Annotated in this window: 1 protein-coding gene; it reads right to left on the bottom strand. The window is 37.0% G+C overall.

All coding sequences use genetic code 11. The features are described from left to right. Positions 1-40: 40 nt before the first annotated feature. The coding region (locus G3N95_RS40335; RefSeq protein WP_205975639.1) for a hypothetical protein at positions 41-246 on the bottom strand (206 nt) is incomplete at its 5' end.

The raw sequence follows: 246 nt of genomic DNA, 5'->3' as shown, positions 1-246 counted from the left end.
AGAAATGTGTGGACCACAGAGAGTATGAAGATGACTAGCACTAGTCATGAGTAAGAGCAAGAGGAGAACGTAGCAGGATGACTAATGTAGGGACATTAGAGGTATTAAGATCGAGTTGATGATGTGTAAAGAGACGTGTAGAGATAGTGGATGGATTATTATGGTTAGGTGTCGCTGTATATGTTGATATTGGCTGGGAGTGTATAATTTTTTTTTTTTTTTTTTTTTTTTTTAATGATCCGCCCA

Source organism: Paraburkholderia sp. Tr-20389 (assembly GCF_017104565.1).
Taxonomy (GTDB): Bacteria; Pseudomonadota; Gammaproteobacteria; order Burkholderiales; family Burkholderiaceae; genus Paraburkholderia.
Note: the sequence above shows the minus strand (reverse complement) of the source record. Positions and strands in the feature narration are given on the sequence as shown.